This window comes from Thermostichus sp. MS-CIW-36 (assembly GCF_054059035.1).
Genome location: NZ_JBSSBR010000021.1, coordinates 1 through 12,763, shown reverse-complemented (window position 1 = coordinate 12,763; position 12,763 = coordinate 1). Strand labels below are relative to the sequence as shown.

Below are 12,763 nucleotides of genomic sequence, written 5' to 3'. Positions count from 1 at the left end.
AATTAATCTCCAATTAATTCTAAATTCTTGAAGCTACTGAAGTAACCCATGTTTCTCAACAGGCTCAGGGCTTTCTTGCGGCTCTTCGCGTCTACCGGGATCCCGTTTCTGCTGCTGGCCATTCTTCTTTGGGGTCTGAAGGAGGGCTGGGGCTGGGTGAGCTTGGAGATGCAGTTTCTCGGCTACAAGGGATCCGTGGCGGCCTTGGGGCCGGATCCCCGCCTGCCCGTCGTGGGCACCACTTTTCCCCCTTCGCTGGTGCTGGCCACGGCCATTCTGGGACGATCCCCACTGGTGTTGCAGACTGTCCTGGGCTGTCTGGTGCTGGGCTGGGTGTGGCGGCAGTTGCGCCGTTTGCCGGTGGAGGTGGGGTGGCGCTGGCTGTGGGGCCTGTTGATGATGGTGCAGCCGACTTTGATCTTGATGTTGCTGCGCAGCCCTGTTTGGACAGCCACAGCAGGGTTGGTGGGGGTGAACATGGCCCTGCTGTTTCCCTTGAGTAAAGAGGAGCAGGCCAGGGCAGAGACTGGGGCGGATTCTGGCGAGCTGCCCGTTGCGCTGCGGCTACTGCTCATTGGGCTGGCGCTGGGGCCTCTGATGGTGCTGCGTTGGGAAAGTGGGTGGCTGCTGCCCTGGGTGGCAGGGGTGCTGCTGTTGGCTTTTCGCAAACAGTCCTGGGGTTTTCGGCTGGCTTCGCTGCTGGTGGCAGGGTTTATCAGCCTGGCCCTGATGTTGAGCTGGCTGTACGTGAACTGGCTGTCGGCAGGGGATCCCTGGGCTTTTACCTACCAGGTGGACAGCGGTCTGCGGCTGCCGCAATTGCGGGAAGACTTGCAGCAGGCGGGTGGCTGGCGGGGGGTGCTGGAGGCTGGTAAATGGCTGGCGGTGCTGGCCCCTGCCTATCTGCTGTTGGGGCTGGGATCCCTGCTGGGCCGAGGCCCGGGTCGCTGGGTATGGGCTCTGGTCTGGGGGATGCCGCTGGTCATCCTGCTGGCTTCTCTAGGGCAGGGGCTGTTTTTGCGGGAGCTGAGCCGCTTTGGCCTTTTCTGGGTGCCGCTGCCTTTGCTGATGGGCGCCTACTTGTGTCGCGGAGCCGGCCCCGGCTGGGCTAAGCGCCTGTTGATCACTGCCCTCTTGGGGTTGAACTGCCTCACTGCCGGTTATGGGGTGAGCCAAGAGCCGGGTTTCCTCATGCCCCTGGTGGCCGAGGAGCGGGATCTCTGGGAGCGGCTGGTGGCAGGGGTAGTGCCCCTTAGTGGCGAGTTGGAAGCTGCCCAAAACCTGTATGAAGTAACCTCTGCTGGGCAAGCCCTAGAAGACTGGCGGAGGCTGCGGCAGGAAAAGCGCCAGGTTGGGCAGTATCTCTATCGCCACCTGTTGCCCGGACAAAAAGTGCTGGTGGACGACGACATCCACTTTGAGGCTATCTTTTGGGCAAGGGATCCCCGCTCTTTCCTTACTCCTCACCAGTACGAGTTTGCCCTGGCCCTTCAGCATCCCCAGGAAAGGGTGGAATACCTCTTGGTAGCGGGGCTGGCGGATCCCTTGCGGAGCGCCGATCGCATCCTGCAATTTTGGCCTGAGCTCAATTTTGAGGGGCTGCCGGGCTTCAGGGAGGTTTATAGCTCCCCCCAAGTGCGGCTGTGGGCTCGCCAACACCAAGAGGAACCGCAGGAGGAGAGGAGATGAAAAGGAGACGATCCTGGCAGCGGCGACAGGTGCTGCAAGCGGGCGGAGCGCTGCTGGCTGCCTATGGGGTTGCCGGCTGTGGCCAGGAGTTTTTGAGTCAGCAGGGGAGTCGCAGCCCGGAAAATGCCGAGACGGGAAGCATGAACTTGTCAGAGCTGCTGGCCCGCTGGCAGGTGGGCATTGGCGAGGATCCCGGTCGCTTCCTCTGGGAAATCGAGTCGGATCCGCAGGTGGCGGCAGTGGCGCAGGGGTGGGATCCCCATTTCCTGAGCGGCTGGCTGAACAGCTTTGATCACCGCCAGGGGGATCTCTCCTTTTGGCGCAACTGGCACCAGGCCGGGCTTTTGCGGCAGTGGTTTGAGCGGGGCTATACCCTCCACATCATCACCTGGGAAGACGACACCCACCGCCCCTGCGGCGACTACCACATCTCCAAGCAGTTTGTCCAGGATGTAGCCGAATTGGCCGGCTATATCGCTCAAGCCAACCCCCAAGGCCGCCCTACCTATTGGAGCCTGGCCACGGAGTTTTCCTATTGGCGGATCCCAGCAGATACCTACAACGCCGACACTGCTCCCTACTACCAAGCCCTGATGCGCAATGTCCTCACAGCCCGACAGGCCATCAAAGAGCGGCTGCCGGCAGCCGAAGTAGCCCTGTGCTGGGGGGGCTGGATTGCCACCTTTGACGACCCTTCCCGGGGGGCAGGCCGCAGCATGGTGGAGCCCTTTGCCGAGACCCTGAGCCGGATGGACGGGATCGCCTTCCAGTCGATGCGCCAGCGGCGGCCAGGGGAGTTTAACCCAGAGCTGAACGGCCCGGATCCCGGTAACCCGGAGCAGATCCGCCTCTGTTGCCGCCTGTTTTCCCCCATCCACTCCAACCTGATGTTGGCCCACTACGAGCCCTCCATCAAAGACAAGCACCCCAGTGGCGGACGGGCCGACACTGTCCATACAGACTTTCAGCTCATGAGCCAGCCGGAGTGGCTGCAGGAAGTGTCTCAACTGGGGCTGCGGCACCTGTCCTTGATGCACTACGGCCTGTATAAGGGGGATCCCTTCGGAGCGCTGACCGCCGCTCGCCAATTCCGGGCACAGGTGGGCCTACCGGCTGCCACCTCATAGTTAGCAGTCGTTCCAAAGCCGGTTTTGTCCCGGATCTTGGCCCAAATCTTGATCCTAGGGATACAATCCCCCTGAAGCTGCCGGGATCCCCCTGCCATGAAGAAGCCTAGATTTCCATGGGCAAGCCTGCTGGCGAGTCTAGTGGTTAGTGCAATGCCGCCGGAGCTGCCGGCCTGGGCAGGATGCGGTTTTCCCCGCGGTGCCGGCAAGACTTTTTTTTCGCTGCAGCCGGAGGTCTATCGGCCTCGCACCCGCTTTGATCAGGGGGGACGCCTGCAGCCGGCCCTTTCGGAGTACGGAGAAACCCGCCTCAACCTTTTCGCCGAGACTGGCCTTAGCGATCAGCTCACTCTCAACCTCAACACCAGCTACGTTTTCATCGAAAATCGCTTTGCCAGCGGGGCTGACACCGTTACCCAGCGCAACCAGGGCCTGCGGGATCTGGAACTGGGCCTGCGCCATACTTGGGGGAACGGGGATCCCTTCCTTTCGGCCCAATTGACGGCCTTGATCCCGCCGGGATACGCCACCCGAGACATCCCCCTGCCCTTGGGGTACGGCGTCTTCGGCTATGATCTCAAAGTTGGGGCGGCAGCCAATACCCAGTTGGGATCCCTGCCCGCCTTTTTCGACTCCTGCCTCACGTTCCGAGATTACTTGGGCTATCCCGGGGATCGGGTCAAGGCCAACCTGACCTTCGGGGCAGACCTGATTCCTGAGCTGCAGGCCATCCTGGCTTTGGATGGGGATTTTACGTTGGGCAACGGCGCGCCTTTGTTGTTCGGGGATTTGGCCGTTCAGGATCCCGACTACGACAACCTCAAGCTTTCGGGCCAGCTCAACTGGCGGTTGGAGGGAGGGTTAACGCTGGGCTTGGGGGGGTTTCAGTTCCTGGCCGGTCGCAACACCAATGCCGGCGGCGGCTTTACCGGCTATGTGTGGCTAAGTTACTAAAACCCAACAAAATGTTGCAGGACATCCCCTACGGTAACAGGGATCCGCAGGGGCAGATCTAGGATGAGTCTTGGCAAACTACGGCCCGGAGAACGGATCCCATGTCTCGATTTGAGAACCTCATTGCCGCCATCGACGGCAGCGGCCCCACTGAGCAAATGGTGCATACCCTTCTGTCTCTGCCGGCCTTTGCCCAGTGCCACGTGACATTGCTGCATGCGGTGCCTTCCCAAACGTCTGCCGAAGAGATGCGGGCTGCCTGGCAAAAGGGGCAGGAACTGCTGGCCCAAACCCTGCAAAGTTTTCCAGCTCGGCCCGGTGTAACCATTGGCACCCAACTGGTGGAAGGGGATCCCAAAGTGGTGGTGCTGCAGGTGGCCGAGTCCCTGCCCAATCCGCTGATTGTGATGGGATCCCGGGGGCGCAACCGCATCATGGCCATTTTGCAGAACTCGGTGAGCCAATATGTGTTCCAGCTCGCCTCCTGCCCAATGCTGCTGGTCAAAGACGACGCCTACGTCAAATACCCCAGCCATGTCATGGTGGCCCTCAACAACTCCCCCGCTGCCCAGGCCGCCTTTGCCACGGCCCTTGACTTGATCTCCGGCATTCAAGGGGCCCAGATCTTCCTGGCCTCTGTGCAGTTGGATGCCGACAACCCAGGTAGAGATGAGGCCCTAGATCGGGCAATCGACATCCTCAAAAACCGGCAAATCGGCCACCAGGTGTTGACGGCTGTCGGGGATCCGGGCACAGAAATTGTCCGCTTAGCCGCCGAGAGCAACGCCGATCTGCTGGTGATGGGATCCCCTGACCGCCGACCTACCATTGCCCGCAGCATTCCCGATTTGGATCGGCTGTTGGGGCGTTCCATCTCCGACTATGTGCGGGTGCACATCGGCTGCCCCGTGCTGATGGTGCGTTCCGTCCAAGACTAAACAGGACTCAAGAGCGAGGGATCCCTAAGGCAAGATAGAGCGGTGCTCTGTAACTCGGTCGCTCTGCTGCTGACGATCCGGGCTGACGGCCCAAGCTTCAAAGATCAGCTCAGGGACTCCGGGAGGGATGGTCATGCGGGTGAGGGCTTGCCACTGCCCCTGCTCATCACGGGAGAAGTCCAGCAACCAACGGGGGCCATCCACCAAAGAGCGAGTGCGCCCGTGCTTCACCCAAAACTTGATCCAAAAAGGGGCTTGATGGCCTGCAGCAGGGTTGGTCGTGGGGGGCAAGCGCAACACCACATCGAAATTGTCTCCGGCTCGGAGTTGCTCGGGCACCACCAGTTGGGGAGTTGGACAAACCCCAGGCGGAGCGGGGGGCAGCAGCGAGTTTTCAGAGGGAGCTACAGGGCTACTCGGGATCCCGGCTGCCGCTTGCGTTGGCAAGATGGCCTCAGCTTGGGGTGGTGGGGAAGGGGAGGAGATGGGCGATGGCAACTCTGCCGTCTCTGCTTCGGGTAGGGGCTGAGCGGAGGGGTTGGGCGCAGATGGCAGGGGATCCTTTTCCGGGAAGGAGCGGAGGGCTTGGGTCTCGGCGGGCTGAACGGGCGAAGCTGAGTCCTCCTCTCGCTGTTGCTCGGCAACGCTGACGGAAATGGGGGCGCTGTGTTGCCAGATGCGCAACAGCTTTTGCAGGGTGCGTTCGGGAGACAGCAAGGTTAAGGGGGGGTCTTCCCGCAACCGGGCCAGTGGGATGTTTGTTGCTCCCCAATACTGACGCGGAGGGGAGGCGGGAGGCAGCTCTCCGCCTTGTTCCTCCGCAACGCTGACGCGAAGATCTCGACAGCGGACGGAAAACGGAATCGTCAAGGGCTGGGAAGGCCGGTCTGCATCCCGCCAGGAAGAGGGAGTGAGGGCCAGTTCCCCCCGCAAAGGACGGGTCCAAACGCGGCTTGGCAGGGTGATGGGAATGCTGAACACCGCCGTTCGGGCTTCAGCGGGAAATTGAATTAGCCGTTGCCCCTCGAAAACCGTGCTCTCCTCGCCTTCCTGCCAAACCCGTACCCGCAGCTCGCCGCTGCAGCCGATCCGCCCCGTCAACACCAGCACCTCATCCGGGGATCCCTCCAATTCGCTGTGCATCAGGGAAAACAGCTCTGGCGGGATGGCGACCTCTTTTTTCTGGGGGGGCTCAAACCCGGCCTCTTCAGCCACCGGGGCAGGGATCCCTCGTTCCGGCTCCAGAGGGGCAGGCACAACCTGAAAACGGAGACAATTGTCCAACTCGGTTTCACCGAACAGTTCTGCGATCAAGTCGGCATCTCGGCAGTGCAATTCCCAAAACCCAGGGGTGAGGCGGCTGGCAGGCAAAATAATGCCGATCCCTTCATCGTTGGTGCGCACAGAACGGGTTTGGACTTGTGGGGGAGTCGGGGCGGTGTCAGGGCCCTGATTCTGCGACGACAGAGGACGCTGCCGGACTTCCACCGTGATGGTGAAGTGGGGCTGAGGCGAACGGGCAACAATGGTGTAGGTATCTTCTTCCAGAACTGCGCCCTCGGCTGGTACCGGCTGCCAGTCTTCCTGGCCGTCGCGCCGAACCCAAAAATTCAACATGGCTCCATCACCTTAGGTGCTCCGCACTGCTGACCCGAATGGGATGCCAGATACTTAACCAGATCGGCTTGCAAAAGGGTTTGCTGTTGCCCTGTAGGCAGGTGCTTAAGCTGTACCTCTCCGGCCACAGCTTCTGCATCCCCCAGCGTAACAGCCCAAGTTGCGCCGCTGCGGCTGGCCCGTTTGAACTGCTTGCCAAAGGCGCTGCCGCTCAGATCCAGCTCGGTGCAGAAACCAGCTTGGCGCAGCGCTTGAGCGATCCGGAGGGATTGGGCCTCAGCCTTCGCCCCACGGGAGATCACGTAAACCTCGACCGATGTTGGCGGGATCTCCCCTTGCTTCTTTTGCAACAGCAGCACCAGCCGCTCCATGCCGATGGCCCAGCCCACCGCTGGGGTTGAAGGCCCGCCCAGCTCTTCCACCAAGCCGTCGTAGCGACCGCCCCCACAGACGGTACTCTGGGATCCCAAGTCAGGCGAGACGATCTCAAAGGCGGTGTGGGTGTAGTAGTCCAGGCCCCGCACCAAGTAGGGATCCAACTGGTAGGGAATGTCCAACATCTGCAGGTGATCTTGCACCTGCTCGAAGAAAGCCCGCGATTCTGGGCTGAGGTAATCTGGCAGCTTGGGGGCCCCCTCGGCAATCTCGCGGGTGCGGGGATCCTTGCTATCCAGAATGCGCAGCGGGTTGCGGGTGAGGCGCTCTTGGGAGTCGGGATCCAGCTTTTCCCGCAAGGGGGTGAGGTAGTCCACCAGGGCCTGGCGATAGGCCCGCCGATCCTGCAGATCCCCCAGGGAATTGAGCCGCAAGCTCAGGTTCTCCGCCCCCACCGCTTGCAACAGCTCCCAGGCCAAGGCGATGACTTCCGCATCGGCGCGGGGATCCCGGCTGCCCAGCAGCTCTACCCCCAACTGGTGGAACTGGCGTTGCCGCCCCGCCTGGGGACGCTCATAGCGAAACATCGGCCCACAATACCAGAGGCGTTGCACATCTCCAGCCGTTTGCAGCCCGTGCTGGATGTAGGCCCGCACCACACCTGCTGTGTTCTCTGGGCGCAGGCTCACCTCTTGCTCGCCACGGGTGCTGAAGGAGTACATCTCCTTGCCCACCACGTCGGTGGCACTGCCAATGCTGCGGGCAAAGAGCTCCGTCAACTCCAGGATGGGGGTGCGAATTTCTTGGTAGTTGGCCCGTCCCAGGATCTCTCGGGCGCTGGCTTCCACCTGCTGCCAGAGCCGCACCTCCTGCGGCAGAATATCTCGGGTGCCCCGCACCGCCTGGATCATCTCCATTCTCGTTCTCCCTCCCTGGGGTGGGCCTGGCCGCCTGCTATGCCAATGGCTGTTCTCGTCAAAGGACTCCGTCCCGCTGACGCAAACGGCCTAGTTATTGATTATCGGCGACAACACTCCCCGTCGCTAGCGGAGCCAAATGACCCCGATCCAAGCTCGAGTCCAACCAGGAGTAGGTGGCGGCAATTTGGCTGGTGGCAACAACAGCGGCGGTGGTAGCTCGCAAGATTGTAGGGCCAAGGGAGACGCACACCCCCCCATATTCCTCAGCTTGCCGACGTTCGGCAACCGTCCAGCCCCCTTCTGGGCCAATGGCTATGGCCAAGACGGGATCCCTGAGCTTTGGCAGGGCTTGCACCAGCGGGGGCGCTTTGTGCCGAGCCACGGCTATACCCCACCAAAAGGACTCCGTCCGAGTAGCGCGAACGGCTTGTAGCTCCGCCAGCCAACTTGTCCAAGGGGTAGGGGGATCAACCTGAGGCCAGCGCAACCGCTCACATTGTTCTGCGGCCTCCCGCACAATTTTTTGCCAGCGTTCCTGCCGCCCAGATCCCGGTTCCAACACGGTGCGCTCTGTCAGCAGGGGAGTAATGCGCGCCGCCCCCAGCTCGGTAACCTGGCGGAGCACCTCGTCAAACCCCTGCCCTTTGACCACCGCCAAGCCCAGATGCAAAGAAACAGGCAATTCCCGCGGCAGCACCTCCACCTCGCCCACAACTCGGGATCCCTGGGCTTGCCAACGGGCCGCCCACAGCTTGCCTGAGCCGTCCAAAACCAAAAAGAGATCCCCTGGCCTGAGGCGGCGTACCCGCTGCAAGTAGTGCTGTTGCAGACCAGTTAAATGGAGAACACCGCTGGGATCCCGCTGCGCTGGGTCAATCGCCAATCGGGGCAAAGCGCTCAGGTCATGCGTGCGTTCAGACAACACCATTCCCCCCGTCGCCAGAGGGCTGCCACCACCCATTCGTTGGCCTCCAGCATCTCCGCCACCAACTTGGCCTGCTCGATGAGGATGCCGCTGAGGATCAGCCATCCCCCCTCCTTCACCACCAGCCGAAACTCCGGGATCATATCCAGGATCACATCTGCCAGGATGTTGCACACCAGCCCATCCACCATTTCGGGAATATGCTCCAGGCTGCCCTGAGCGACCACAATGCGATCCGTCAGGCCGTTGAGATCGCGGTTGTGCATCGTGGCTTGCACCGCCAGGGGGTCGATGTCCACCGCAAATACCCGCTTCACCCCCAGCAGGGCCGCCGCCAACGACAGAATCCCGGATCCACAGCCCACATCGGCCACAGTCACTCCCTCGGCACCCCCGCCGCCCTCCAGGCGCATCTCCAGCGACTCCAGACAGAGCTGAGTGGTGGGGTGAGTGCCCGTGCCGAAGGCCATACCGGGATCCAGCTGCAACAGGTGCCGACCGGGGTGAGGGGGCGGATCCAGCCAGGCCGGACAAATGAGCAACTTATCCCCGATGGGTTGGGGCTGCCAGTGCTGCTTCCAACTGCTGCTCCAATCTTCCGCCTCTATGCGTTCCCAGCGCAGCTTCGGAACCCGCTGACCGGCAATGAGGGCATCCTGCTGCAGGCGCAGGGAGAGGGCTGCCAAATCCAGGAGGCTGACGTGAGGCCAAGGCAGATAGGCGTGAATGCAAATCTGATCTTCGCCGTGGGCTTGGCTGGTCATGCCCCGACAGCCAAAATTCTCCAGCCGCCAAAAGATCAGGTCTTCTTGGGCAGGGGAGGCGATGAGACTGAGATCCCACCAGGCTCCACCGGGATCCGGCGCTTGTGCGGGCGAAAATGGGGTGGGATCGGCAACAGTCCTGCTCACAGGGATCCCTTCACAAACCTAAAGGAAAACCAAAGTGATGGCCAACAAGATAGCGCTTCATGTCACCCAGCCGGCCAGCACTCAATGCGGCACTTTATATCAAAAATTGCAGCGCTCTGCTCAATTCATAGTTTAGGCTTATTCTGGCTATTCTGGGATTGAAAGGCTCACAGCGTCGGTTCAGCAGCGAAGAAGGGAAGGATCCCCCCAATTGGGGGATGACCCTCAGCGGCTCTTTGGATGACCAGCTCAGCCCTGTGAGATAGATTAAGTCCAAAAGCATTGAACAAGAATTGGATGCAGCGTTGACATTCGTTTCGAGCCTCAGTGATTTTGCGGATAAATGAGGTTTGGCTGGGGCGTACTGAGCAACGATGTAAGGATGAAGAAAGAGCAATGCAGGTGGCGAGGTCGATGTCAATTGAGCAGTCAGGGCAGCAGCCGAAGGTAGCTCCTTGGGGGATTACCAGAGGGGAAAGGGCTGCCCATGAAGATCTTCAGCCGCTCAAAGTCAGCACCCGCAAGGACTCCGTCCCGCTGACGCGATCCGCTCTGATGCGGCGTTTTAACCAGAGCTTTCCGCCTTTTTACAGCCAGTTTGTCAGCAGCGAGGTGCAGGCCCAAAATCTGCGCTTGGCCTACGCCCTCTACCAAACCCGCAAGGCGGTGGTACAGATGCAGGACGAATGTCGCAAGACGGTGGTTTGTCTGGCCTACCGTAATCGACCTTCCCTGCTCAGCGATCTGTTTGGGGTGTTCACCGCTTTTAATCTCTCGGTGCACGGCATCCATCTCTATGGGCAAATCTACTCACCTCACCTGGTGTTTATCCGCACCATCGTCTCCCGCGATGGCCACAGCCTATCTTCCCAAACCAAGCTCAGTCTAGAACGGGCTATTCACGAATGCCTGGCGGGTGTGTTTCGCGTTCATGAAACCTTGGCGCTGGAGTTTGATCTCAAGGCCGGACTAAAAGACGTGCAGGTTTCTTTTTATTTTGACCCGGTGTTTCATTTGCCCACACTTTTGGTGGATGTGGACAACCAGCCGGGCGTGTTCTACCGGGTGATGACGGTTCTTGCGCAGGAGGATTTGACCGTTGTTAACCTCAATTTGATGCTCCGCCGCAAGCAAACGCGCTTCATTTTTTACTTGCTAGGGCCGGATTCAACTCCAACCATGCCGGAGTTCTTAGGGCAAAAATTGGCGTTGAGCATCCAGCAGCGGCTGCAAGGGGATCCCGTCTAGATCTGCATAGGACTGGGAGGCAAATCGAAAAGGACGGTGTTCATGTAGCGCTCTGCCCAGGCGGGACCGAAGGCTTTTTCCAAAACGCGGCGGGTGCGGTCGTTCTGCTGTTGCTGGCTGCAATAGCGCTGCTGCCCCTGGTAGTGGGCCAAAATCTGGCCGGGATCCGTCTGTGGGGGGATCTGCTGCGCCAGCCGACAGTGAATTTCCAAGTAACGGCGGGCAAAGTGCAAAAAGCGGTCGGCCTCTGCTTCGTCGGCAGGACGCACGAACAGACAGTAGGGAGAAAAAATCGTGCCCCACTCCGGCAACCGGCGCCGGTGTTGGAAAGGGACGAGATGGGATCCCAACGCTTCCAGCTCTTGGATATAGAGATCGGGCAAGCTGGGGGTCACCGGCGAGAGATCGACAATGGCGGCGCTCACCTGTCCGCGACCGACCACAATGTCGCAACCGAACAGCGGCAGCGGGTACTGCGGCTGCGGAAACATAACGCAATGGAGAATGTCCAGGCTTTGCCCGGCCTGGGCCAGCTCCAGGTGCAGTTTGCGAAAGGGATCCCCTTGGTAGCAGCGGTTTTCAATTTGCAATTTCTCACCCTCTAGGCGGCCTTCCACGTAGCCCAGATCTTCAGGCAGAGGATAGGGGGCTAGGGTGAGGGTAGATCCCCAAACGTTCAGGATTGCCTCAGATAAGCCCTGAATGAGCGGATGCAGTTGGGCAGAGAGAGCAGGAGCGGTGAACATAAGACTCTAGAAGAAAGGCCAAGAACCCCATCCAACCTTGACCTTGGCTCCATGCCAAAGTGTTATGGGGGAACCGCACCGCTGATGCGAAGGGCTTGGGTGGGATCCCCAAAAATCCCAGAGGCCCTAGCTGGGCAAGGCGTTCTAAAACTGTATGCCTGAAGACGGAAGGGGTGGGATTCGAACCCACGGTGACCTTGCAGTCACAACGCTTTTCGAGAGCGTCACAATCAACCACTCTGTCACCCTTCCAGTCAGCTGTGGGGCTTTACCATCTTAACGGCAAACCGAGTCTCCTGCTTCTTCCCAGCCTCAAAGCCAAGCTTGCTTCCCCCACGGGATGCGGTTGATGGGAAAGTGCTCCGCACCGCTGGCGGGAACGCCCAGATGAGATCATAGGGATATGGCTGCTTTATCCATTCACCACTTTCGCCAGGCCAAACAGGCGGGTCAACCTTTGGTGGCCCTCACGGCTGCCGACTACGCCACCGCTCAGATTTTGGATCAGGCTGGGATCGACTTGATCCTGGTGGGCGACAGCTTGGCCATGACCCACTTGGGGTATACCAGCACCCTGCCCCTGACGCTGGAACAGATGCTCCATCACGCCCAGGCGGTGCGCCGCGGGGTAGAACGGGCCTTTTTGGTGGCCGACTTGCCCTTCTTGACTTATCAAGTCCACAAAGAACAAGCTCTCCTCTCAGCAGGGCGGTTGATGAAGGAGGCAGGAGTCAACGGGGTCAAGCTGGAGGGGGGCTACCCCGACATGGTGGAAACGGTGGCCTTTCTGGTGCAGCGGGGGATCCCGGTTTTGGGTCATATCGGCCTCACTCCGCAGGCCAAACATCAACTGGGAGGCTATCGCCAGCAGGGAAAAACCACTCCGGAGGCGGAGCGTCTGCGACAAGAGGCCCTCAGCCTGGAACAAGCAGGGGCATTTGCCCTGGTTCTGGAGCACATGCCGGCGGAATTGGCTGCCCAAATCTCAGCCCAGGTGGGGATCCCAACCCTGGGCATTGGAGCCGGGCCGGCCTGCGATGGGCAGATTTTGGTCACCCACGACCTGCTGGGGCTGAGCGAGCGGCTCCCCCCTTTTGCCAAGGCCTATACCAATTTGAGACAGGCGATCCGAGAAGCAGTGGAAGCTTTCGCCGACGATGTTCGCCAAAAAGTATTTCCCTCGCGCTGAAGGGATCCCTTACCCATTCAAAGCTTGGGCAGAGCATGACTCTAGTCAATAATAAGCTCAACTATACTGAAAATAATGTATAATATGTTCAGTACGGATTACTACCAGTTGATCTTTCTGTTTA

11 protein-coding genes and 1 tRNA gene are annotated in these 12,763 nt (G+C 60.2%); 6 read left to right on the top strand and 6 right to left on the bottom strand.

Features of this window, described 5'->3' with window-relative positions; translation table 11 throughout:
• Positions 1–48 precede the first annotated feature (48 nt).
• The 4 genes from ACVWVQ_RS09825 (at position 49) to ACVWVQ_RS09810 (ending at position 4,708) form a co-directional block, all read left to right on the top strand.
• Positions 49–1,689 (top strand): hypothetical protein, encoded by a 1,641-nt coding sequence (locus ACVWVQ_RS09825; RefSeq protein WP_457508230.1) that lies wholly within the window; start codon positions 49–51, stop codon positions 1,687–1,689.
• Positions 1,686–2,816, top strand: a complete 1,131-nt coding sequence (locus ACVWVQ_RS09820; protein ID WP_457508228.1) for a hypothetical protein — start codon at positions 1,686–1,688, stop codon at positions 2,814–2,816. Before ACVWVQ_RS09825 ends, ACVWVQ_RS09820 begins: the two co-directional genes overlap by 4 nt.
• Before the next feature lie 141 nt (positions 2,817–2,957).
• Complete coding sequence (locus ACVWVQ_RS09815; RefSeq protein ID WP_457508226.1) at positions 2,958–3,770, top strand: hypothetical protein; 813 nt, start codon at positions 2,958–2,960, stop codon at positions 3,768–3,770.
• A gap of 101 nt (positions 3,771–3,871) precedes the next feature.
• Entirely contained in the window at positions 3,872–4,708 is an 837-nt protein-coding gene (locus ACVWVQ_RS09810) for a universal stress protein (protein WP_457508224.1), read from the top strand.
• A 24-nt stretch (positions 4,709–4,732) separates the two neighbouring features.
• On the opposite strand, the gene ACVWVQ_RS09805 is transcribed toward ACVWVQ_RS09810, so the two are convergent.
• From ACVWVQ_RS09805 to prmA, 4 genes are all read right to left on the bottom strand, one after another.
• Complete coding sequence (locus tag ACVWVQ_RS09805; protein WP_457508222.1) at positions 4,733–6,325, bottom strand: hypothetical protein; 1,593 nt, start codon at positions 6,323–6,325, stop codon at positions 4,733–4,735.
• Entirely contained in the window at positions 6,319–7,617 is a 1,299-nt protein-coding gene (hisS, locus tag ACVWVQ_RS09800) for a histidine--tRNA ligase (RefSeq protein WP_457508220.1), read from the bottom strand. Before hisS ends, ACVWVQ_RS09805 begins: the two co-directional genes overlap by 7 nt.
• 94 nt (positions 7,618–7,711) lie before the next feature.
• On the bottom strand, positions 7,712–8,548 hold the full coding sequence (locus ACVWVQ_RS09795; RefSeq protein ID WP_457508218.1) for a 16S rRNA (uracil(1498)-N(3))-methyltransferase: 837 nt from the start codon (positions 8,546–8,548) through the stop codon (positions 7,712–7,714).
• On the bottom strand, positions 8,518–9,456 hold the full coding sequence (gene prmA / locus ACVWVQ_RS09790) for a 50S ribosomal protein L11 methyltransferase (RefSeq protein WP_457508216.1): 939 nt from the start codon (positions 9,454–9,456) through the stop codon (positions 8,518–8,520). The genes ACVWVQ_RS09795 and prmA overlap by 31 nt, the downstream gene beginning before the upstream one ends.
• 414 nt (positions 9,457–9,870) lie before the next feature.
• Between prmA and ACVWVQ_RS09785 the strand changes: the two genes are divergently transcribed.
• On the top strand, positions 9,871–10,704 hold the full coding sequence (locus tag ACVWVQ_RS09785) for a hypothetical protein (protein ID WP_457508214.1): 834 nt from the start codon (positions 9,871–9,873) through the stop codon (positions 10,702–10,704).
• Here ACVWVQ_RS09785 and ACVWVQ_RS09780 read toward each other — a convergent pair.
• Both ACVWVQ_RS09780 and ACVWVQ_RS09775 read right to left on the bottom strand, forming a co-directional pair.
• On the bottom strand, positions 10,701–11,450 hold the full coding sequence (locus tag ACVWVQ_RS09780) for a phycocyanobilin:ferredoxin oxidoreductase (RefSeq protein WP_457508212.1): 750 nt from the start codon (positions 11,448–11,450) through the stop codon (positions 10,701–10,703). The genes ACVWVQ_RS09785 and ACVWVQ_RS09780 overlap by 4 nt on opposite strands.
• A gap of 165 nt (positions 11,451–11,615) precedes the next feature.
• Positions 11,616–11,702 (bottom strand) — tRNA-Ser (locus ACVWVQ_RS09775).
• Between the two features lie 151 nt (positions 11,703–11,853).
• On the opposite strand from ACVWVQ_RS09775, the gene panB reads away from it, so the two are divergent.
• Positions 11,854–12,639 (top strand): 3-methyl-2-oxobutanoate hydroxymethyltransferase, encoded by a 786-nt coding sequence (gene panB / locus ACVWVQ_RS09770; protein WP_457508210.1) that lies wholly within the window; start codon positions 11,854–11,856, stop codon positions 12,637–12,639.
• Positions 12,640–12,763 lie beyond the last annotated feature (124 nt).

Excerpts from the sequence above, each read along its gene's own strand:
- ACVWVQ_RS09825 (WP_457508230.1), top strand. The coding sequence starts at position 49 with ATGTTTCTCAACAGGCTCAGGGCTTTCTTGCGGCTCTTCGCGTCTACC.
- ACVWVQ_RS09820 (WP_457508228.1), top strand. The coding sequence starts at position 1,686 with ATGAAAAGGAGACGATCCTGGCAGCGGCGACAGGTGCTGCAAGCGGGC.
- ACVWVQ_RS09810 (WP_457508224.1), top strand. The coding sequence starts at position 3,872 with ATGTCTCGATTTGAGAACCTCATTGCCGCCATCGACGGCAGCGGCCCC.
- ACVWVQ_RS09805 (WP_457508222.1), bottom strand. The coding sequence starts at position 6,325 with ATGTTGAATTTTTGGGTTCGGCGCGACGGCCAGGAAGACTGGCAGCCG.
- hisS (WP_457508220.1), bottom strand. The coding sequence starts at position 7,617 with ATGGAGATGATCCAGGCGGTGCGGGGCACCCGAGATATTCTGCCGCAG.
- ACVWVQ_RS09795 (WP_457508218.1), bottom strand. The coding sequence starts at position 8,548 with ATGGTGTTGTCTGAACGCACGCATGACCTGAGCGCTTTGCCCCGATTG.
- ACVWVQ_RS09785 (WP_457508214.1), top strand. The coding sequence starts at position 9,871 with ATGTCAATTGAGCAGTCAGGGCAGCAGCCGAAGGTAGCTCCTTGGGGG.
- ACVWVQ_RS09780 (WP_457508212.1), bottom strand. The coding sequence starts at position 11,450 with ATGTTCACCGCTCCTGCTCTCTCTGCCCAACTGCATCCGCTCATTCAG.
- panB (WP_457508210.1), top strand. The coding sequence starts at position 11,854 with ATGGCTGCTTTATCCATTCACCACTTTCGCCAGGCCAAACAGGCGGGT.